The organism is Allosphingosinicella sp., from assembly GCF_059502505.1.
The window spans coordinates 438,981-459,105 of record NZ_JCACEU010000014.1; the positions used below are offsets into that span (position 1 = coordinate 438,981).

General features: G+C 67.9%; 24 protein-coding genes and 1 pseudogene. 17 read left to right on the forward strand and 8 right to left on the reverse strand.

The window, feature by feature from the left end; translation table 11 throughout:
• Positions 1 to 19 precede the first annotated feature (19 nt).
• The 12 genes and pseudogenes from AC5JBD_RS04395 to AC5JBD_RS04450 all read left to right on the forward strand — a co-directional run bounded on the left by AC5JBD_RS04395 (position 20) and on the right by AC5JBD_RS04450 (position 8,146).
• A complete protein-coding gene (locus tag AC5JBD_RS04395) occupies positions 20 to 430 on the forward strand; it encodes a hypothetical protein (protein ID WP_495720538.1) in 411 nt (136 codons plus the stop codon).
• A gap of 11 nt (positions 431 to 441) precedes the next feature.
• Positions 442 to 2,352, forward strand: a complete 1,911-nt coding sequence (gene thiC / locus AC5JBD_RS04400) for a phosphomethylpyrimidine synthase ThiC (protein WP_495720539.1) — start codon at positions 442 to 444, stop codon at positions 2,350 to 2,352.
• A gap of 26 nt (positions 2,353 to 2,378) precedes the next feature.
• Positions 2,379 to 2,960 (forward strand): GNAT family N-acetyltransferase, encoded by a 582-nt coding sequence (locus AC5JBD_RS04405; RefSeq protein WP_495720540.1) that lies wholly within the window; start codon positions 2,379 to 2,381, stop codon positions 2,958 to 2,960.
• Positions 2,961 to 3,022: 62 nt separating this feature from the next.
• Positions 3,023 to 3,538, forward strand: a complete 516-nt coding sequence (locus AC5JBD_RS04410) for a hypothetical protein (RefSeq protein WP_495720541.1) — start codon at positions 3,023 to 3,025, stop codon at positions 3,536 to 3,538.
• A gap of 255 nt (positions 3,539 to 3,793) precedes the next feature.
• Positions 3,794 to 4,411, forward strand: coding sequence for a S1 family peptidase (locus AC5JBD_RS04415; RefSeq protein ID WP_495721187.1), 618 nt, complete (start codon positions 3,794 to 3,796; stop codon positions 4,409 to 4,411).
• The gene (locus tag AC5JBD_RS04420) at positions 4,411 to 4,878 is read left to right on the forward strand and encodes a hypothetical protein (protein ID WP_495720542.1); all 468 of its coding nucleotides are present in this window, start codon (positions 4,411 to 4,413) and stop codon (positions 4,876 to 4,878) included. Before AC5JBD_RS04415 ends, AC5JBD_RS04420 begins: the two co-directional genes overlap by 1 nt.
• 17 nt (positions 4,879 to 4,895) lie before the next feature.
• Positions 4,896 to 5,291, forward strand: coding sequence for a VOC family protein (locus tag AC5JBD_RS04425; RefSeq protein ID WP_495720543.1), 396 nt, complete (start codon positions 4,896 to 4,898; stop codon positions 5,289 to 5,291).
• Between the two features lie 58 nt (positions 5,292 to 5,349).
• On the forward strand, positions 5,350 to 5,985 hold the full coding sequence (locus AC5JBD_RS04430) for an energy transducer TonB (RefSeq protein WP_495720544.1): 636 nt from the start codon (positions 5,350 to 5,352) through the stop codon (positions 5,983 to 5,985).
• Between the two features lie 102 nt (positions 5,986 to 6,087).
• Positions 6,088 to 6,450 carry a VOC family protein gene (locus AC5JBD_RS04435; protein ID WP_495720545.1) on the forward strand — a complete coding sequence of 121 codons (363 nt, stop codon included), beginning with the start codon at positions 6,088 to 6,090 and terminating at the stop codon, positions 6,448 to 6,450.
• A 31-nt stretch (positions 6,451 to 6,481) separates the two neighbouring features.
• Positions 6,482 to 6,694, forward strand: coding sequence for a DUF4287 domain-containing protein (locus AC5JBD_RS04440; RefSeq protein ID WP_495720546.1), 213 nt, complete (start codon positions 6,482 to 6,484; stop codon positions 6,692 to 6,694).
• Between the two features lie 49 nt (positions 6,695 to 6,743).
• Positions 6,744 to 7,127, forward strand: a pseudogene (arr, locus tag AC5JBD_RS04445) (NAD(+)--rifampin ADP-ribosyltransferase); the annotation flags it as partial.
• A 206-nt stretch (positions 7,128 to 7,333) separates the two neighbouring features.
• A complete protein-coding gene (locus AC5JBD_RS04450) occupies positions 7,334 to 8,146 on the forward strand; it encodes a class I SAM-dependent methyltransferase (protein WP_495720547.1) in 813 nt (270 codons plus the stop codon).
• Between the two features lie 24 nt (positions 8,147 to 8,170).
• On the opposite strand, the gene AC5JBD_RS04455 is transcribed toward AC5JBD_RS04450, so the two are convergent.
• From AC5JBD_RS04455 to AC5JBD_RS04465, 3 genes are all read right to left on the reverse strand, one after another.
• Positions 8,171 to 8,821 carry a hypothetical protein gene (locus AC5JBD_RS04455; RefSeq protein WP_495720548.1) on the reverse strand — a complete coding sequence of 217 codons (651 nt, stop codon included), beginning with the start codon at positions 8,819 to 8,821 and terminating at the stop codon, positions 8,171 to 8,173.
• A gap of 88 nt (positions 8,822 to 8,909) precedes the next feature.
• Positions 8,910 to 9,329 (reverse strand): DUF1801 domain-containing protein, encoded by a 420-nt coding sequence (locus AC5JBD_RS04460; RefSeq protein ID WP_495720549.1) that lies wholly within the window; start codon positions 9,327 to 9,329, stop codon positions 8,910 to 8,912.
• 5 nt (positions 9,330 to 9,334) lie between these two features.
• Positions 9,335 to 9,688, reverse strand: a complete 354-nt coding sequence (locus AC5JBD_RS04465; RefSeq protein ID WP_495720550.1) for a DUF2200 domain-containing protein — start codon at positions 9,686 to 9,688, stop codon at positions 9,335 to 9,337.
• 133 nt (positions 9,689 to 9,821) lie between these two features.
• On the opposite strand from AC5JBD_RS04465, the gene AC5JBD_RS04470 reads away from it, so the two are divergent.
• Positions 9,822 to 10,424, forward strand: a complete 603-nt coding sequence (locus AC5JBD_RS04470) for a hypothetical protein (RefSeq protein WP_495720551.1) — start codon at positions 9,822 to 9,824, stop codon at positions 10,422 to 10,424.
• Between the two features lie 47 nt (positions 10,425 to 10,471).
• On the opposite strand, the gene AC5JBD_RS04475 is transcribed toward AC5JBD_RS04470, so the two are convergent.
• Genes AC5JBD_RS04475 through mutY form a run of 4 tightly spaced genes read right to left on the reverse strand, consistent with a single transcriptional unit; the run spans position 10,472 to position 13,345 of the window.
• A complete protein-coding gene (locus AC5JBD_RS04475; protein WP_495720552.1) occupies positions 10,472 to 10,933 on the reverse strand; it encodes a pyridoxamine 5'-phosphate oxidase family protein in 462 nt (153 codons plus the stop codon).
• A 56-nt stretch (positions 10,934 to 10,989) separates the two neighbouring features.
• Positions 10,990 to 11,412 carry a DUF1801 domain-containing protein gene (locus AC5JBD_RS04480; RefSeq protein ID WP_495720553.1) on the reverse strand — a complete coding sequence of 141 codons (423 nt, stop codon included), beginning with the start codon at positions 11,410 to 11,412 and terminating at the stop codon, positions 10,990 to 10,992.
• Positions 11,409 to 12,299: an NAD(+) diphosphatase gene (gene nudC, locus AC5JBD_RS04485; RefSeq protein ID WP_495720554.1), complete on the reverse strand. Its 891-nt coding sequence runs from the start codon at positions 12,297 to 12,299 to the stop codon at positions 11,409 to 11,411. Before nudC ends, AC5JBD_RS04480 begins: the two co-directional genes overlap by 4 nt.
• Entirely contained in the window at positions 12,296 to 13,345 is a 1,050-nt protein-coding gene (gene mutY / locus AC5JBD_RS04490) for an A/G-specific adenine glycosylase (RefSeq protein ID WP_495720555.1), read from the reverse strand. The genes nudC and mutY overlap by 4 nt, the downstream gene beginning before the upstream one ends.
• A gap of 103 nt (positions 13,346 to 13,448) precedes the next feature.
• Here mutY and AC5JBD_RS04495 point away from each other — a divergent pair, with 103 nt between their 5' ends.
• The 4 genes from AC5JBD_RS04495 to smc all read left to right on the forward strand — a co-directional run bounded on the left by AC5JBD_RS04495 (position 13,449) and on the right by smc (position 18,933).
• Positions 13,449 to 13,958 carry a DUF721 domain-containing protein gene (locus tag AC5JBD_RS04495; RefSeq protein ID WP_495720556.1) on the forward strand — a complete coding sequence of 170 codons (510 nt, stop codon included), beginning with the start codon at positions 13,449 to 13,451 and terminating at the stop codon, positions 13,956 to 13,958.
• Between the two features lie 2 nt (positions 13,959 to 13,960).
• Positions 13,961 to 14,707 carry a DsbA family protein gene (locus AC5JBD_RS04500; protein ID WP_495720557.1) on the forward strand — a complete coding sequence of 249 codons (747 nt, stop codon included), beginning with the start codon at positions 13,961 to 13,963 and terminating at the stop codon, positions 14,705 to 14,707.
• Positions 14,704 to 15,402, forward strand: a complete 699-nt coding sequence (locus AC5JBD_RS04505; RefSeq protein WP_495720558.1) for a thioredoxin domain-containing protein — start codon at positions 14,704 to 14,706, stop codon at positions 15,400 to 15,402. Before AC5JBD_RS04500 ends, AC5JBD_RS04505 begins: the two co-directional genes overlap by 4 nt.
• Before the next feature lie 90 nt (positions 15,403 to 15,492).
• The gene (gene smc, locus AC5JBD_RS04510) at positions 15,493 to 18,933 is read left to right on the forward strand and encodes a chromosome segregation protein SMC (protein WP_495720559.1); all 3,441 of its coding nucleotides are present in this window, start codon (positions 15,493 to 15,495) and stop codon (positions 18,931 to 18,933) included.
• Here smc and AC5JBD_RS04515 read toward each other — a convergent pair whose 3' ends face one another.
• The gene (locus tag AC5JBD_RS04515) at positions 18,934 to 20,082 is read right to left on the reverse strand and encodes a PepSY-associated TM helix domain-containing protein (protein WP_495720560.1); all 1,149 of its coding nucleotides are present in this window, start codon (positions 20,080 to 20,082) and stop codon (positions 18,934 to 18,936) included.
• Between the last annotated feature and the right edge of the window lie 43 nt (positions 20,083 to 20,125).

Sequence of the window (20,125 nt, forward strand, 5' to 3'; positions counted from 1 at the left end):
CCTCCAGGAGGAGAGCGCGTTGATCGAGACGGCGAGCCCGGCCACCATTCCACTGGCGCTGCTGACCGGTTTCGTCTGCTTGGCTTCCGGCATGGTCGCCTTGTTCCTGCCCGCCGACGGTGTCGATGCGGTCGACGAGCTCGAGCAGGCGCCGATGCTGGCGGTCGGCGCCGCCTTCGGCGCGATCCTGTTCGGCGCCTTCCTGATCCTCTCCCATCGTAGCTGGAGCGATCCGCTCGCGGTGCTCGTCTCGCTGATCGGCTGGATCGTCTTCCTCGAGGGGCTGGTGCTGCTCGGCCTGCCCCGCCTTTACGTCCGCATCGCCCGGCCGCTCATGCGCCACGCCCGCTACCTCGGGCTGTTCGCGCTGTTGCTGGGCGCCTTCCTCATCGCGGCGAGCCTCACCGCCCGCGCCACCCCCATCAACTGAAGGAGCCGAACATGGCCGACGTCCCCGCCAGAACCGAACTGAAGGTCACCACCGGCCCCATCCGCGGCTCCCGCAAGATCCACGTCGGACCGCTCCAGGTGGCGATGCGCGAGATCCACCTCGAGCCGAGCTCCGGCGAGCCGCCGCTGCGCGTCTACGACTGCTCCGGCCCCTATACGGACCCCGAAGCCCGCATCGACATCATGGCCGGCCTGCCGGAGCTCCGCCGCGACTGGATTCGCGGCCGCGGCGACGTCGAGGAAGTGCTCCAGCGCGAGGTGAAGCCCGAGGATAACGGCCAGCTCGGCCCCGACCGCTCCGGCGGCGTCCAGCCCTTCCCGAACGTCCGCAAGAAGGTGCTCCGCGCCAAGCCCGGCGCGAACGTGTCGCAAATGCACTACGCCCGCCGTGGCATCATCACGCCCGAGATGGAATATGTCGCCATCCGTGAGAATCTCGGCCGCGAACAGCTCCGCGAGCACATCCGCGACGGCCAGGATTTCGGCGCCTCAATCCCGGACCACGTCACCCCCGAATTCGTCCGCGACGAGGTCGCCCGCGGCCGCGCCATCATTCCCAACAACATCAACCACCCGGAATCCGAGCCGATGGCGATCGGCCGCAACTTCCTGGTCAAGATCAACGCCAATATCGGCAATTCAGCCGTCGCCTCCGACGTCGCCTCAGAGGTCGACAAGATGGTCTGGGCGATCCGCTGGGGCGCCGACACGGTCATGGACCTCTCCACCGGCCGCAACATCCACGACACCCGCGAATGGATCATCCGCAACTCGCCCGCGCCGATCGGCACCGTCCCCATCTACCAGGCGCTGGAAAAGGTCGGCGGCGTCGCCGAGGACCTGACCTGGGAAATCTACCGCGACACCCTGATCGAGCAGGCCGAGCAGGGCGTCGACTATTTCACGATCCACGCCGGCGTCCGCCTCCCCTACATCCCGATGACGGCGAAGCGCGTCACCGGCATCGTCAGCCGCGGCGGCTCGATCATGGCCAAATGGTGCCTCGCCCACCACAAGGAGAGCTTCCTCTACACCCGCTTCGAGGAGATCTGCGAGATCATGAAGGCGTACGACATCGCCTTCAGCCTCGGCGACGGCCTGCGCCCCGGCAGCATCGCCGACGCCAATGACGAGGCCCAGTTCGCCGAGCTCGCCACCCTCGGCGAGCTCACCCAGATCGCCTGGCGTCATGACGTCCAGGTGATGATCGAGGGCCCCGGCCACGTGCCGATGCACAAGATCAAGGCCAATATGGACAAGCAGCTCGAAGCCTGCGGCGAGGCGCCCTTCTACACGCTTGGGCCCCTCACCACCGACATCGCCCCCGGCTACGACCACATCACGTCGGCCATAGGCGCTGCGATGATCGGCTGGTTCGGCACGGCGATGCTCTGCTACGTGACGCCGAAGGAGCATCTCGGCCTCCCCGACCGCGACGACGTGAAGGTGGGCGTCGTCACCTACAAGCTCGCCGCCCACGCCGCCGACCTCGCCAAGGGCCACCCCGCCGCCAAATTGCGCGACGACGCCTTGTCACGCGCCCGCTTCGAATTCCGCTGGCGCGACCAGTTCCACCTCAGCCTCGACCCCGACACCGCGGAACAATATCACGACCAGACCCTCCCTGCCGAAGGCGCCAAGACCGCCCACTTCTGCTCCATGTGCGGCCCCAAATTCTGCTCCATGAAGATTACCCAGGAGGTGCGCGATTTTGCCGCGAAGCAAAATCAGAGCGCCGACAGCTTCCTCGCCGCCAGCGCTCCCCTCCCGCTTGCGGGAGGGGCCGGGGGAGGGCCTGTCAGCGAGGAAGATGTGGAAGCCGGCATGGCCGCGATGAGCAAGGCCTTCCGCGACACCGGCGGCCAGCTCTACATGGGCGCGGGCGGGCGGGAGCACGACTGAGCCGCACCCAAGCGAGGAGCGCGATCATGCCGGAGATCACCGTCGGCAGGCCGGAGGACAAGACCCGCCTCCTCCAGACGATCGTGCTCGGCTTCGCCGCCGATCCGATGGCGCGCTGGGCCTCGCCGGACCCGGCCGTCTATCTCGATCGCCGCGTCGAGTTCTTCGACGCGTTCGGCGGCGCGGCATTCGATCACGGCACCGCCTTCGTCGCCGATGACGGCGCGGCGGTCGCGACCTGGCTGCCGCCCGGCGTCGATGCGGACGGCGAGCGCCTGGCCGCGATCATGGACGAACAGACGCCCGCGCACCGCAAGGCCGAGATGGACGCCCTCTTCGCTAAGATGGAGGAGTTCCACCTCAAGGAGCCGCACTGGTATCTGCCGCTGATCGCCGCCGATCCCGCCCGCCAGGGCCAGGGCCTCGGCACCGCTCTGATGGAAGCGGCGATCGCGCACATCGACGCGGACGGCCGCCCCGCCTATCTTGAGAGCTCGAACCCGCGCAACATCCCGCTCTACGAGCGCTTCGGCTTCGAACGCATTGGCGAGATCCGGACCGAGAGCTCGCCGGTCCTGACGCCGATGGTTCGGCAGGGAAAAGCGTGATGAGGACGGAAGTTCAGGGGAAAGGGCGGCGAAATTGACCTCCCGGCGGCGGAATAGAGGCCGTGCCTCGCACGCGCCTTTTCTTCGCGCTGGTCGCCGCCGCTCTCGCCCCACCGGCCGGCGTCCGCCCGGCCGCTTCCGCCCCTGCCGCGGTTCCGGCCGAAGACGCTTTCGCCCAGCTCTCGAAGCTCGTCGGCCGCTGGCGTCCGGCCGACCGCGCCGACGGCTCGCTCAGCATCCATTTCTACCTGACCGCCGGCGGCACCGTGCTGGTCGAAAGCTGGGAGCGCGCGAACGGCGAGCCGCACTCGCTCACCCTCTACCACCGCGACGGCCCGTCCCTCATCGCCACCCATTACTGCCCGCAAGGCAACCAGCCCCGCCTGGCGCTGGCGGGTCGGGACGCCCAGGGCCTCCACTTCACCTTCCGCGACGCCACCGACCTCGACGCGGGCGAATCCCACCAGCACGATCTCTGGCTCGACCTCACCGATCCCAACCACCCGATCCGCACGGAGGTCTATAGCAGCGGCAAAGGCCCGGGAGCGCAGGAGCGCCTGTGGCTGGTGCGGCCGTAGTGAGGTTGTGGCGTGACCCGTCCACCTGAGCCTCGACTGCGACACCGCTGAGTAATATCACGGCCAGACTCTGCCGGCGGATGACGCCAAAACGGCGCATTTCTGCTCTATGTGCGGCCCTGAGTTCTGCTCCATGAAGGTCACGCAGGAAGTGAGAGTTTTCGCGGCAAAGCAGAATGCGAGTGCCTTCAGTTTGGCCGGCATAAACTTCAGGAGAAGGTGATGGTTCATCACTCGTTTCACGGACCAGTCATTATGGCCATCGGCCGACTGAGTGCCGATGGGGTTGCTCTCTTGGGAACAGCCTTTGGTATTGCTACCGGTCAGCTTGCTACGGCCGCACATGTGGTCGGCCATAGCGACGATGCGCTCGTAGGCGTTCTGCCGCAGTCATCGAGCCCATCAGCTTATCAAGATACGACCAACAACCAAATACAGACTGTCCCACTGAAGCTTCACGCCTTCGATCCAGTGCGGGATATTGCCGTTCTCGCTTGTGAAGGGCTGACTATGGCTTCTCAATCTCCGCTCGGCTCTACCGATGACACACCTCCCGGGGCGCCTGTCGTGACACATGGGTTTCCCCACGCCGATACCGGGCGCTTGGTCCTTACACAGCACGCTGCTCTGGTGGGCGCACGAGTTCTGCTAGGAACTGCCGGCGCGAAGACGAAGCACATCGTGCTTAACATCCAAACGCGGCCGGGACAGTCGGGAAGCCCGGTAATGGCGAACAACATTATCTGTGCAATGGTAATTGGCGCCTACCGGCCAGCAGGAGGCTCTGGGATAATCTTGGGGAACATTGATCCTGCGACGTTGCATCAAACAACGCATGCGGTCTCCGCAGAGTACATCAAGGGAATGCTCTGATGGTAGATAATTTCATGGAAGAAGCGCAGCCTGAAGATTGGCTCACCGATCTCCCGTCCTACCAAAGCAGGACGATCAAGGAACTTTTGCAGTCAGGACTATCATATGAGGAAGCTGCGGCGGCTTGGGTCGGACAGATAGGCGCAGGCACTAATGCTCCATTCGGTACTGCAACTGCCGGACCTGGGCTATTCGAAAACCTGAAGAAAGAATTCAACAAGTTGATTTGTGGAGATCCCGAATATGACAAGGTAAGGAGAGATGCAGCGACCACGTGGAATAAGTACAAATCTGGGGTAACTATGACCATTGCGGCGGCCGTAGGCGCTGTCCTCGGGGTTGCTGCAGTAGTTCTGGTACCGGCTATCGCCTTACTCCTCGCGGCGGCGTCGAAAGTCGGACTTAACGCCTGGTGCGCGACGCAAGCCGACACCGAGAAAGGAGATACGGACGTTGCGAGTGGCTGAGTGAGGTTTGAGATCGAGTGCCTCAGATTGCCCACATCGCGCTCATCGTCCGCGATTATGACGAGGCGATCGCCTGGTTCACGGAGAAGCTCGGCTTCACCCTCGTCGCCGACGAGTATCAGCCCGAGCAAAACAAACGCTGGGTGCTCGTCGCGCCGCCTGGCGCCGGCGAGAACGCCGCCACCCTCCTCCTCGCCCGCGCCGCGACGCCGGAGCAGGCCGCCTTCATCGGCAACCAGGCGGGTGGGCGCGTCTTCCTGTTCCTGAAGACCGACGATTTCGACCGCGACTACGAAGCCTACCGCGCCCGCGGCGTCCGCTTCGTCCGCGATCCCGCCACCCGCGCCTACGGCAAGGTCGCCGTGTTCGAGGATCTCTACGGCAACCTCTGGGACCTGGTGCAGTTCGCCTGACATGCTTGCGGCCCCGGCGCGCGCTGCTTAGCCTGCTCCGATGATCCTATTCTCCCCGGTGCTGGTCGGCCTCCTGGCCTTCACGTCCGCTGCCGCCTCCGCCGAGCCGCCGACGCGAGCCCTCATGCCTGAGGGGCTGCACAGCGTCGTTTGGGACTCCGACTACCCTGATGAGGCGATCCGCAAGGAGGAAGAGGGCACGGTTGCCTTCCGCCTCGACGTCGGCAGCGACGGCAAGCCCACCGCCTGTGCGGTCGTGGAATCCAGCGGCTCTGCCATGCTCGACAGCACGACGTGCCGGATCATGATGGAGCGCCCCCGCTTCCAGCCGGCTCGCGATGCTAATGGGAAGCCTGTGGCCGATCAGATCGCGTCCCGCATCACCTGGCGGCTTCCGACAGACATTTCGCCGCGCCTGGAAACGATCATGGCGCTCTGGACCAACTGCATAACGGGCGAGGCCGCGAAGTTCGTGCCGGGTGATCTGACTGCAAGCCAGATCACCGAGAGAGCCCTCGTGCAATGCGTGGGACTGGAAACCCTCTTCGCGGAAGAGATCGAGGCGCCTGTTCCTCTGACCGAGCCCCGCAAGGGGATAAAGACGATGATCGAAACCATGCTTCCGCAGGCCCGCAAGGCCTTGGCAACTCCGCCGGAGGAGAGCAGCCCGACGACCCAGGAGCCTGAAGACTGACGTTTCCGGCGCGACTTCTCCGCCCACGGGACCTCTACGGCAACCTCTGGGACCTGATCGGCCCCTCCTGACGTTGCTCCTCGATATTGCCGGGAGTGCGCCATGAGCCCCACCAAGATCTACACCATTCTGACCGCCACCGACATGGCAGCGTCGGAAGCCTGGTACACGAAGCTCCTCGGCCGCGGCCCGGACAACCGGCCGATGCCCACCCTGGTGCAATGGGAGCTGTTCGAAAATGCCGGCCTCGGCCTCGCCGCCGACCCGGTCATCTCCGGCGGCAAGGGCACGATCAGCCTGTTCGTCGACGACATCGCGGCCGAGCGGCGCCGGCTCGAAGGCCTCGGCATAACCCTGGGCGAAGACATCCGGGGCGACTATTCGACGATGGCACAGGTCGAAGACCCGGCCGGCAACCGCATCACCCTGTCGACGCCGCCAAACCCGCCCTATCCGACCGCTTGACCCGCCCCGCCGCTCCTGCTCCAATTTCACCATGAGCGAAGCACCCGTCAAAGGCCCCGCCTCCTACTTCCCCTCGATCGAGAAGAAATACGGCCGCTCCATCGCCGAGTGGAAGGCGCTGCTGCGCGCCCGTCCGCCGGCCCGGCACATGGAGCTGGTCGCTTGGCTAAAGCAGGAGCATGGGATGGGCCACGGCCATGCCAACGCACTCGTCGCCCACACGCTTGCCGAGGGCAAGGACTGACTTCCCGCGGCCTGACGATCCCATGACCTATGCAGTCGACGCCACTCCGCCTTTCTACCACGGCACCCGCGCGGACCTGAAGGTGGGCGACCTGCTCGCGCCGGGCTTCACCTCCAACTATGCCGATCGCAAGCTCAGCTGGATCTACTTCTCCGCGACGCTGGAAGCCGCCACCTGGGGTGCCGAGCTGGCGCGAGGCGAGGGGCGGCAGCGGATCTACATCGTCGAGCCGACCGGCCCGTTCGAGGACGATCCCAACCTCACCGACAGGAAATTCCCCGGCAATCCCACCGCCTCCTACCGCTCCCGCGATCCGCTCCGCGTGGTCGGCGAGGTGGCCGAGTGGCAGGGGCATACGCCCGAGCAGCTCCAGGCGATGAAGGACGGCCTCGCCCGGCTGGCGGCCGAGGGACGCGACCACATCATCGACTAGGCCCCTCCTACAGCCCCTGCTTTGTGGCCTCGGCAGCGCCTTCGCAATCTCAGGCTGCTGGAGCGAAGGTCACGGCGATACTTTGCGCAAGACACTCGTGAACTTCCGCGCCGACATGATCATCGACGATCCCGCCAAGTTGGTCGCAATCCTTTTCCGCTCCGCCCGTCGAGAGGCTCAACCTCGGCCTTTGCGGAGAAGAAGCGATGAATGCGAACAAGGCCCTGTGGGAAAAGGGCGATTTCACTCGACTCGCGGCGACGATGCGCGAGAGCGGCACGGAGCTGGTGGACGGGCTCGGCATCCAGCCCGGCATGGACGTTCTCGACCTCGGCTGCGGCGACGGCACCACCGCGCTTCCGGCGGCCGAGCGCGGCGCCAACGTGCTCGGCGTCGACATCGCGGCCAATCTCGTCGCTGCCGGCAGGGCCCGCGCTGCCGAGGCGGGATTGTCCAATCTGCGCTTCGAGGAAGGCGACGCATCGAACCTCGATGGGCTCGCCGACGACAGCTTCGATCTGGTGGTCAGCATTTTCGGCGCCATGTTCGCGCCGCGGCCGCACGACGTCGCGCGCGAGATGGTACGCGTCACCCGCCCCGGCGGGCGGATCGTGATGGGCAACTGGATTCCCGGCGATCCGACGCTCGTCGCCCAGATCCTCAAGATCAGCGCGGCCTACACCCCGCCGCCGCCCGAAGGCTTCATCAGTCCGGTCACCTGGGGCCTGGAGGAGAATGTGCGCGACCGCTTCGGCGCCGCGGGCGTCCATCCGGAGGACATCTCGGTCGAGCGCGCCACCTACACCTTCCGCCATGCGGGGCCGCCGGCCGAGTTCCTGGACCGCTTCCGGCTCTATTACGGGCCGACGATGAACGCCTTCGAAGCCGCCGAAAAGGATGCTCGGGCAGACCAGCTCCGGTCGGAGCTCGCCGCTTTGTTCGAGGCGCAGAACCAGGGCGGCCCCGACCGCACCATCATTCCGGCCACTTATCTCAAAGTCACAGTCACCAAGCGATGAGCCTGTGCGCTTCGGCGCGCCGGCCTATCGCCGCACCACGGTGAAGGCCGCGGCCGCACGGGCGATCAGCGGTTGTTCGAGCGGCTCCCAGGCTTCAGTGGTCCGTCCGTCCAGCACCAGCTCGGCATAATGTCTGCCGGTTGGCGCGAGATCTTCGGAGTAGATCAGCATCAGCTCGCGCCGCCCGCGGCCGGTGCCGGCCGGGTCGTCGAGCATCTGGACGAGACGCGCATTCATCATCTCGGGTGGGACGGTGTAGCCGGCCCGCGCGAGGATATTCATGACTTGCTGGCGGTCCGAACCGGGACGGCCCGGGTCGCTCGTGTCGCGCGGCCCCGCGCCGACCCAGGTGACGGTGTCCCAAAGCAGGGTGCGGCGGTTGTCGGAATAATCGTAGCGCAGCTCGGGCCGGCTCGGCAGGTAGCTTTCGAACTGGATCCAGTAGAGCCGGGCGAGGCGGCGCTGCGCGTCGGCTTCGGCGAAAACGTGGATCTCGGCATCTGCCACGCCATACAGCGTGAACCGCTCACCGCCCACGTAGGTCGCAGCCGCCGGCACCCCGACGGTGACGCCCTCGGCGGCATGCACGATCCGGTCGCCTTCCACCTGTGCCGCCGGCATCTGGGCGGGCACACTCGACATTCCCGCAGCCGCCAGGGCGACCCAACCCACCATATGCTTCTCCGATCATCAGCAGGTGTGTTGTGCGACTGATACGGCAGCAGGCCAGCCGGGTCCATCCTCTTCACGAAGCCGGCGACAGTCACTCCGGATAGCGCGCGTTCATCCAGTCCCAGGCGCGCGTCGTGAGTGTCTCGAGCACGCCCATGTCCACGTCGGCGAGCTTGTTGATGTAGAGGCACGACTTGCCGATCTTGTGTTTGCCCAGGCGCGACAGCAGATCGGCCTCGCCCTCCGCGCCCGTCAGGACGTAGAGCACCAGCTGCGCCTTCCGCGGACTAAAGCCCAGGCGGCACATCGTACCCTTATGGCCGCTGTCATATTTGTAGTGATAGCTGCCGAAGCCGATGATCGAGAGGCCCCACATGCGCGGCTCGTGCCCTGTGATGCGCTCCATCATCGCCGAGACCGTGTGCGCGTCGCCGCGCCGCGTCGGGTTGTCGACCGCTTCGATGAAGCTCTCGACGGTGATCTCGGTCGCCTTGGTCTTGATCTCGGCCATGCGCTTCACGCCTCCCGCAGGATCTTCTCCATCTTCTTGCCGCGAGCCAGTTCGTCGATCAGCTTGTCGAGGATGCGGATCTCACGCATCAGCGACTCCTCGATTTCCTCCACCCGCACGCCGCAGACCACGCCCGTGACCGAACCTCGCGCCGGGTTGGGCCGCGGCGCCTTGGCGAAGAAGCTCTCGAAGTCGGTGCCCGCCGCCAGCTCGCCCCCCAGTTCATCCGAACTATAGCCGGTCAGCCAGCAGATGATCTCATCCACTTCCGCCTTCGTCCGCCCCTTCTTCTCCGCCTTGGCGACGTAATGCGGATACACGCTGGCGAAACTGGTCGTGTAGATGCGATGTCCGGCCACCTTGGGCTCCACGTCGGCAGTGGGAAGTCTACCCTATGCGAATTCGGGCGGAGCGGCCAGTTGATGCCAGGCCCCCGAGCAGCTCGAGGCGCGCCGGGCGAAACAATCCCGGCCCCGCCGCCGTTGGAGGCGGATGAGACAAATCCTAGCCGCCACGGCGCTCGTATTTTGCGTTTCCGCCTGTTCCTCCGAGGCGCCGGACGCGCCGCCCGGAACCTCCAATGAGAGCGTTCCTGCCGCCGCCATGCCTCCGCCTCCTTCGGTGGCGCCACCACCCTCGGAGCCTGCCGAGGCCTCGTCCGCTGCGAACCTGCTGACGCTGGAGGGCCTGGGCGCGCTGAGGATCGGTGAGGCGGTGCCGGCGGACAGCGCGTGGGCCGAGCGCGGCGCGCAAATCTCCGACACGTGCCGCACGCTTAGCGCGTCGGATTTCCCCGGCGTCTATGCAATCGTCGAAGAGGGCAGGGTCCGCCGCATCACCGTGGGCGAGCGCTCCGATGTGAAGCTGGTCGAGGGCATCGGCGTCGGCGCGAGCGAAGCGGAGGTGCGCGCCGCTTTCCCCGACTTCCGCGAAACTCCGCACAAATATGTCGATGCCCCGGCCAAATATCTGACCGCACCCAGGGCGGAAGGCGGTGACCCGGCCCTCCGCTTCGAGATCGGCGCCGATGGCAAGGTCAGCCTGATCCACGCCGGCACCATGCCGGTGCTCGGCTACGTCGAGGGCTGCGCCTGATCCTGCCCGACCGCGGCAGACCGTGACTCGGCCGGGCCCCGACCGCGTCAGGCGTCGGCGACTTCGCGTCCCGCCTTCACCTTGATCTCGCCCTCCTCGTAGCCGTCCCAATAATGCATCCGCTCCGCCGTCACCTTGAGGAGGGTGAGGCCCGGCGTGTCGATGCCCTGCTCGAACCAGCGGTCAAGATCCTTGGTCCAGTGCTCGGCGAATTGGCCCTTGTCCTTGATGATCTCGGCGCGACCTTCGACCGTCAGGAAGAACGGCCGCAGCCCCAGCATGCCCGACTTGGCCTGGTAGGCGAGGCCGACCTGCGGGTCGCGGGCGACGTCGGCGACGGTGCGGGTCTCGTCGCAGGTGAAGAAATAGGCGTCGCCGTCAAACTCGACCTCGCGATTGTTGCTCATCGGCCGCGCGGCGATGGCACCGTTGGCGGTGCGGGTGGAAAGGATCGCGAAGTCGATGTCCTTCATCTTCTCCGCAAGATCGGCGAGGCTCTTGTCGGCCACGGTGTATCTCCTGATCGAGGTTGGTTTCGGCGCCAACGGCCCGCGTGGCCAAAGGTTCAGCGGCGGGCGCCGGCGCTGCCCGTCCGATTGAGATCCACGGCGGCGCGGACCAGGGCCTTCAGTGCCGCCTCGTCGATCGCGGCGCCCTCCTGGAGATCGATCGCGCGGCGGGAATTGCCGTCCAGGCTGGCGTTGAAGAGGCGCGAAGGGTCGTCCAGCGACGCTCCCTTGGCGAAGGTCAGCTTCACTTTGTCCTTGTAGGTCTCGCCGGTGCAGAGGATGCCGTCGTGCGACCAGACCGGCACCCCCATCGGGTTGGTCGGCTTGCGCCATTTGACCTCCTCGACCACGTCCGGATCTGCCTCCCTGATGAGCGCCCTTACCCGGGCGAGCATCTCGCCCCGCCAGTCCCCCAGCGCCTCGATCTGCTGATCGATCAGTCGGGAGGGATCGTCCTCCTTCGCTGCTTCGTCGGTCATGCGTCGTCCCCCATCGGTGTCGCTCCCTCGCTTCCTTCGAGCCAGCGGCGCAGCAGGGTGTTGGCGATGGCGAATGGCGGCGGCGCCAGGAAGGGAGCGCCCGTTGCGCCCTCCAGCGCCGCGCGGACGCCGTCACGGTCGACCCACATCGCCGCTTCGAGTTCCTTCTCGTCGAGCGTGATCGCGGTGCCGCTCGCTTCGGCGATGCAGGCGATCATGAGCTGGCCCGGGAAGGGCCAGGGCTGGCTCCCGACATAGCGGACGTGGCTGACCTCGATGCCGGCCTCTTCCCGCAGTTCGCGCGCGACCGCCTCCTCAATCGACTCGCCGGGCTCGACGAAGCCGGCGAGGGCGGAGAAGCGGCCGGCCGGATATTGCGGCTGGCGGCCGAGCAGCACCTTGCCGCCATGCTCGGCGAGCATGATCACGACCGGATCGACGCGGGGGAAATGCTCGGCTGCGCACTTGCCGCAGGCGCGGCCCCAGCCGGCGCGGAAGGGCCGCGTCGGCGTGCCGCAATTGGAGCAGAAGCGATGGCGGTTGTGCCACTCGATAAGGCTGCGCGCCGTGCCCCACAAAGCGAGGTCCTCGGGCGACATCAGGGCCATCAGCCGGAACACGTTCCAGGCGCGCTGGCCGGTCTCGACCTCGACGAGCGGCGCGAACAGCGGCGCCTCGCCCTGGAGGCCGAGGAAGATGTGCTCGGCGCTCTCGTCCAGTTCAGCCAGGCTGCCCCAGGCGAGGCGGCCGGTCTCATCGAGCACCGGATCGTGCCGGTCGAGCCGCAGCAGCAGCGCCTGGGCGCCACTGGCGAGTTCCGCAATCTTTCCGGTCTCCAGCCGCAGATGGTCGGCGCGGTCGACGAGGCTGCCCGTAAAGCCGATCATGCCGCCTGCTCGAGCAACGGCAGGGTAGCGTCGCGGGCGCGAGCGGCGGCCTTGGCAAAGACGGTGGGAAGCCCCGCTTGCTCCAAATTCTCGATCGGCCACCAGACCTCGCCGGCGGAGCGGTCGCGCGCCTCCGCTCGCAGCACGCGAAGGCGGAGGCTGAAATGGGTAAAGACGTGATCGACCGAGCCGGCTTCTCGCCATTGCGCGTCCGCCGGCGCACCTTCGCCCTTCACCGCCTGCTCGCTCCATGCGCCGGTCGGGAGCCCGAGCATGCCGCCGAGCAGCCCCCGCGCCGGCCGGCGAACGAGCAGCACGCAGCCGCCATGCTCCAGCCAGTACGCGAAGCCCTCGCGCTGCGGCCTGACAGGCTTTGCTTGCTTGCGGGGGAATTGCTCCTGACGGTCCTGTAGTCGGGCGACACAAAGGGAGGCGAGCGGGCAGGCGCCGCATCTGGGGCGCCGCGGCGTGCAGATCGTGCGGCCGAGATCCATCATCGCCTGGGCAAAGTCCCCGGCACGTTCGGCCGGTGTGATACGATCGGCGAGGCCGTAGAGCTTCTTCCGAACGCCCGGCAGCGTCTCCCCGACGGCGAAGAGGCGGGCGACGACCCGTTCGACATTGCCGTCGACGACCACGGCGCGCTGCCCGAAGGCGATCGCGGCAATGGCGGCCGCCGTGTAGCGGCCGATGCCGGGCAGCTTCAAAAGCTCCGCTTCATCGGGTGGGAAGCGACCGGCGTGGACGCCGGCCACGGTTCGGGCGCAGGCGAGCAGGTTGCGCGCCCGGGCATAATAGCCGAGGCCGGCCCAGGCAGCCATCAGCTCCGCCTCGTCCGCCGCCGCTAGTGCCTCGATGGTCGGCCACCGGGCGGTGAACTTCTCGAAATAGGGTCGGACTGCAGCGACCGTCGTCTGCTGCAGCATGATCTCGGAGAGCCAAACGCGATATGGGTCCGCCCGCTCACCGGCCTCGGCGCGCCACGGCAGCGGCTTCGGACCGGAATCGTACCAGCGCAAAATGTTAACTGAAGCATCGACGGACATGCCCCGCTTATGCCATGCTGCCGCCATTGGTAAAATCCAGTGGCGTGGGCGGCGTTTCGGTTTGAGCGGGCGGGGAAAAAAGGGCGAGGAGCCGCAGCGTTCGATGCGCGCGCGTGCCGTGGCGGACATGCTGCCCGACGTCGGCCGCGCCGCCTTCCGCCGCTTCGGATTCGTCCAGTCCTCGATCGTCAGCCGCTGGCGCGAGATCGTCGGCGAGCGCTACGCCGGCGTCTCCTCGCCCGAATCGATCCGCTTCCCGCCGGGCAAGCGTTCCGACGGGGTCCTCAGCCTCGTGGTCGAGGGCGCGCACGCGCCGATGATGCAGCATGTCGCGCCCGTCATCATGGAGCGGGTCAATCGCTTCTTCGGCTACCAGGCAGTCGCCAGGGTGCAGTTTCGGCAAGGCATCGTTCAGGTCGCCAAGGCCAAGGCGCGAGCCGCGCCGCCCTCGCTCCGGCCGATCCCGGCCGACCTCGGCGACAGCCTGCGCGAGGTGGCCGATCCGGAGCTTCGTGCGGTCCTGGAAGGTCTTGCACGGGGGCTTGCCGCGCGCGAAGGAGCACCGGTACCGCAGATGATGACGATCCCGGTCGTCGGCAAATTGAAGAGGTAGGCATGAGATCATTGTTCACCGGCACCGTTCTTGCCCTTTCCCTGCTTGTCGCCGGCTGCGGCGAAGGCGGCGGCACCAAGGAAGCGGCCGGCGGCGGCGTGAAGGCCGCGCCGACGCCCGCCCCCAATGGCGGCGAATGGTCCGAGGTCGTCTCGCAGACCGAAGCGGGCGGCTTCGTCATGGGCAACCCCAATGCGCCCGTGAAGCTGGTCGAATATGCCTCGCTCACCTGCGCCCATTGCGCGCGTTTCTCGGCCGACGGCGCCCCGGAAGTGATCGATGAATATGTGAAGACCGGGCAGGTCAGCTTCGAGGTCCGCAATTACGTGCGCGACCCCGCCGATCTTGCCGCCGCCCTGCTCAGCCGCTGCGGCGGCCCCGGCCCCTATTTCCAGCTGACCGACCAGCTGTTCGCGGCGCAGGAGGACTGGCTCGGCAAGCTCCAGACGATGAGCCCCGCGCTCCAGCAGCAGCTCCAGACGATGCCGCCGGAGCGGGTCGCGGCGACCCTCGCCGAACAGGCCGGGCTCGTCCAGTTCGTGCGGGTCCGCGGCGTCCCGGCCGACAAGGCCAATGCCTGCCTCGCCGACCAGGCCGCGATCCAGAAGCTGGTCGACATGGGCAGCGCGGCCCAGCGCGACCATCAGCTCACCGGAACGCCCACCTTCCTCATCAACAATGAGGTCGTTCAGGGTGCAGCCGACTGGACTGCGCTCGAGCCGCGGCTCCGCGCCGCAATCGGCGGATGAACAGGCGGATCGTCCTGATCGCGGCTGCGGCGACGCTGGGCGCGGGAGCCTTCGGCTGGGCTCCGGTCCAGGGGCAGGCGGCGGCGCAACAGGATTGGGCGAAGACCGTCACGGTGACGCCCGAGGGCGGCTACCGCATGGGCAATCCAGCGGCATCCGTGAAAGTGGTCGAATATGGCTCGCTCACCTGCTCGCATTGCGCGCAGTTCAGCGAGTCCGCCAAGGCACCGCTCGCGGCGCGCGTCCGCGCGGGCAAGGTCAGCTTCGAGTTCCGCAACATGGTCCTGAACGGCGTCGACGCGACCGCCGCCCTGCTCGCGCGCTGCGGCACGCCGGGCCAGTTCTTCCCGCTGGTCGAACGCATCTACTCCACCCAGCCGCAATGGATCGCGAAGTACAGCGGCCTTAGCGCCGAGCAGAAGCAGAAGATCCAGGCGCTCCCGGAGGCGCAGCGCCTTTCGGCGGTGGCCGATGCAGCAGGCCTGACGCAGCTCGCCGCGCAGGGCGGAGTTCCTGCGGCCAAGGCGAAGGCGTGCCTTGCCGACCAGGCGGCGCTCACACGCATCGGCCAGATGTACGAAGCGGCGGTAAAGCTCGGGGTGCAGGGAACGCCGACCTTCTTCGTCAACGGTGCGAAGGTGCAGGCTCACGACTGGGCGGAGCTCGACGCCGAAATCCGAAAAGCGGGCGGGTAGCGGGGCAGAGATGCGCTGGGGGGCGGCAAGCATGTCCAGGAAAAGTGGGAACCGGTTTTCCGTCCGGACATGCGCCCACAGGGGGCTGACTTGCGGATAAAGCGGATCAAGCTGGCGGGCTTCAAGAGCTTCGTCGAGCCTGCCGAACTCCGCATCGAGCCCGGCCTCACCGGCGTCGTCGGTCCCAATGGCTGCGGCAAGTCCAACGTTCTGGAAGCGATCCGTTGGGTGATGGGCGAAAGCTCGCCCAAGTCGATGCGCGGCGCCGGCATGGACGACGTGATCTTCGCCGGCACGGCAGCGCGGCCGTCGCGCGATTTCGCCGAAGTCTCGCTGCTGGTGGAGCGCGAGGCGAACGACCTCTCCGGCGATCTCGGCATCGGCGGCGGCGAGGTCGAGGTCACCCGCCGCATTGAGCGCGGCGCGGGCTCCGCCTACCGGGTCAATGGCCGCGACGTGCGCGCCAAGGACGTCGCCCTGCTGTTCGCCGATGCCGCGACCGGCGCTCATTCGCCGGCGCTCGTCAGCCAGGGCAAGATCGCGCAGGTCATCGCCGCCAAGCCGACCGAGCGCCGCCAGATGCTGGAGGAGGCGGCGGGCATAGCGGGCCTTCACGTCCGGCGCCGGGATGCCGAGCAGAAGCTCCGCGCGGCCGAGGCGAACCTGACCCGGCTCGACGAGATCATCGCCGACATGGAATCGCGCGCGGCGGCGCTGAAGCGGCAGGCGAAGGCGGCCGAGCGCTATCGCAGCCTCAGTGACCGCATCCGCATCGCCGAGGGCCGGCTGATCTTCGCGCGCTGGCGCGAGGCCGCGGCGGCGGCCGACGCCGCGAAGCAGGAGATGCAGGCTGCGCTGGCGGCGGTGGACAAGGCTGCCGAGGCCCAACGGGAAGCTGCGGGTCGCCAGGTTGAAGCCGCGCAGCTGCTGGCCGACCGGCGGTCTGCGGCCCAGGCGGCGCGGGAAAGATCGGCGGCGCTCGCTCACCGCCTCAGCACGCTACGGGCCGAGCGGGATGCCGTCAGCCGGCGGATCAACGAGCTTGCCGAAAGACGCCTGACCTTGCTCGCCGACCGCACTCGCGAGGCCTCGCTCGGAGAGGATGCACAGGCGGCGCTGGAGCGGCTGGCGGAGGAAGAAGCGGCGATCGCAGCCCGTGTCGCGGCAGCCGAGGCCTCGCGCGCCACCATCGACGTCCGCACGGTCGAGCATGAGGATGCCGCCCGCGAGGCCGACGCTGCACTGGCCAAGGCTCGCGCCACCCAGGCGGCGGAGCAGGCGGAAGCGCGGGTCGCACTCGCCGCGCTGGAAACGGCCAGGACCAAGCTTGCCCGCGCCGAGGGAGAGGTGCGCCGCCTTGAGCAGCAGCTCCAGGAGGTCGGCGACGAGGCGCCGCTCCTCGCCGCCCGCGAGGCGGCTCGCAAGATCGTCGAGGATGCGGGGGCGCGTCTGGCCAGCGCGGGCGAGGCGCTCCGTCAAGCCGAAGCAGCGCGAACCACGGCAGCCGCCAAGCGTGATCGCGCTGAGAGCGAAGGCGCTGCGGCGCGCGCCGGGCTGGCAGCCCTCCAGTCGGAAGCAAAGGCGCTGCTGAAGGCGGTCGAGACCGGCGGCGGCACCGACAAGGCGATCCATCACATCAAGGCGGCTAAGGGCTACGAACGCGCCGTGGCCGCCGCGCTTGGCGAGGACGCGGAAGCTGCGGTGGAAGGGAAGGCGGAGCGACGCTGGGCCGGCGCGGTGCCGCAGCCCGGCGATCCGGCGCTGCCGCCGGGCGTGAAACCGCTCGCGGACCATGTCCAGGCGCCGCGGGCACTGGCGCGGCGGCTTGCCCAGATCGGCGTCGTCGAGGTGGATGACGGGTCCATCGCGCTCGCCGCGGGGCAGCGGTTGGTGACGTTCGACGGGCGCCTGCGCCGGTGGGACGGCTTCGTCGCGACGGGGCTTGGCGCGGCGGCCGCGGAGCGGTTGATACGCCTCAACCGGCTAGGTGAGATCGAGCTGGCATTGCCCGAGGCTGCCGCGGCCGTCGCCGCTGCTCAGGCCGGCACGAATGAGGCTCTGGAGAGCATGCGTGCGGCCGCCGCCGCCGGCGACGCGGCGCGCAAGGCGGAGGCGGAGGCTGCCGCGGCGATCCGGCAGGCGGAGCGCGACGAGGATTCCGCGGCGGTAGCGATCGAGCGGCTCGAGGTGCGCCGCACCGGCATCGTCGAACGGATGAGCCAGGCCGAGGCGGATGTCGCCGATGCGCGTGGGGCCCTCGATATCGCCGACGAGGTGGTCGCGGCGCTGCCGGATGCCCGTGCAACCGATGCGATCGTCGCGGATCTTCGAGGGCGGGCCGAGGCTGCGCAACGGGCGCTGGCGGAAGTGCGGGCCGAGGCGGCGACGCATGCTCGAGCCATCAGCGCGGACAAGCAGCGCGGCGAGGCGGCGGCCAAGGAGAAGGAGGCGTGGCGGATGCGCGCCTCCGACGCCGCCAAGCGCCACGCCGATATGGGTCGACGGATCGCCGAAGCGGAACGGGAAGCCGAGGGCCTTGCGGACGCTCCTGCCCGCGTCGCGAGCGAGCTTGCTTCGATCGAGGAGCAGAGCGCAGGTGCTGCCGCCGCCGCGGAAGCGGAGCTCGCTGCCGAACGCGCTGCCGAGGCCCATCTGCGGGAGGTCGATGTGCGCCTGGCACAGGTCACGGAAGCGCTCGCGATAGCGCGTGAGGCGCGGGCGGGCGCGGTCGCTCGCGCGGAGAACCAGGAGAGCCGGCGGATCGAACTCGCCCGCACTGCCGGCGAGCGCTTCGAATGCCCGCCGCCGCTGCTGCCGAACAAGCTCGGCTTCGATGAGACCTCGCTCGAGACCGTCGCCGCCGAATCGTCGGCGCTGGATCGGCTCACCGCGGAGCGCGAGCGGATCGGGCCGGTCAATCTCGTCGCCGAGCGCGAGCTCGCGGAGCTGGAGGAGCAGGCCGGCGCGTCCCAGGCGGAGCGCGAGGAGCTGGGCCTGGCGATCAATCGCCTGCGCGGCTCGATCGGCAGCCTCAACCGGGAGGGACGGGCGCGCCTGCTCGCCGCGTTTGAGGCGGTGAACGGCCATTTCCGCAGCCTTTTCACGACCCTGTTCGATGGCGGCCAGGCGCATCTGGAGCTGGTAGAATCCGACGATCCGCTCGAGGCGGGACTCGAGATCATGGCTCAGCCGCCGGGCAAGCGGCTCTCGGCCCTGACCCTGCTGTCGGGCGGCGAGCAGGCGCTGACGGCGAGCGCGCTCATCTTCGCCCTGTTCCTCACCAATCCTGCCCCGATCTGCGTCCTCGACGAGGTCGACGCACCGCTGGACGATGCCAATATCGAACGCTTCTGCGACCTGCTCGACCGGATGACGCAGGAGACCGACACCCGCTACCTGATCGTCACCCACAATGCGGTGACGATGAGCCGCATGCACCGCCTGTTCGGCGTCACCATGGTCGAGCGCGGCGTCAGCCGCCTGGTCAGCGTCGATCTCGGCGGCGCCGAGCGGCTGCTCGCGGCGGAGTAGCTACTCCGCCGCGGCGGCCGCCTGCCGTGCCTGGCGCCGGCGCGCGATGTCCTTCCGCCAGCCTCGTGTCCGCAGCCACATAATGATGCCGGTGACGGCGAGCAACGCGGGGATGATGCCGCCGATGAAGATGATCACTTGCCAGACGGGACCCATGCCGGTGCCGTCGTGCCAGCGGCGCATAGTGCGGGCGAAGGTCTCCGGCTGCGGCGGCTTGGGCGGCGTCACCGTGCCGCCCGCATCGTCGACCTTCACCTCCGCCTGGCCGCCCTCGCGGGCGAAGTTGAGTTTCCACTCCGGCGCCTGATCGGTCGGCCACGCGATCGAGATGAGCCGGCCGGTGGCGTGCGGCTCCGCCGCAGCGAGTGCGGCTTCGGGCGTCATCGCAGTCGACTCGAGCGGCCGCGCGCGCATCTGCCGCGCACGGTCGTTGCCGCCGCCGCCCTTGGACGTGGAGGCTTCGGTGAACTGGCTGAAGAATTGAGGGAAGGAGATCCAGACGCCGGTGAAGGAGAGCATGGCGAGGGGAATGAGGATCCAGAAGCCGCCCTGGTGATGAAGGTTGGCGTTGGTGCTGTTCTGGCGACGCCAGCGCAGGCCGCGGGTCCAGCGCCCGCTGGTCGGCCACCACAGCCAGATGCCGCTGATGCACGAGATCAGCATCGCCACGCCGACCCAGCCGACGATCTGCCGGCCGACCCCCGGCACCATCAGGCTGCCGTGAAGCACGTGCAGCACCCGCACGGCGCCTTCGTTGCTGGCGGCGCGGTCGATGACACGACCGCCCGAGGGGTCGAGCCAGAGGTTGGTGCGAATGGGGCGCCCCGCAGCTCCGGGCTCGGGCGGCCGCGCCGCACTAACCATCACGGGACCTTCGCCTTCGGGAAAGGTGAGGGTGGCGACCCTCTCTTCCGCGCTCAGCGCCTCGCTGGCGCGCTGCGCGTAGACGGAAGGCGCGAGCGCCGCCTCGCCCGACACGGCATAGCGTTGCGGGTTCAGCGTCTCATCCAACCAGTCGTGCCAGACGAGTGCCGAACCGGTGAGTGAGATCGGGATGATCAGCACGGCGAGCAGGAGCCCGATCCACTTGTGGACCTGAAACCACAGCTTGCGTGCCGAACCTCTACGCACCGCCGTCTCGTGCTTCATCATTTCGCTCCCTCAACTTTTGGGGGTTGATTACCCTTGTTGC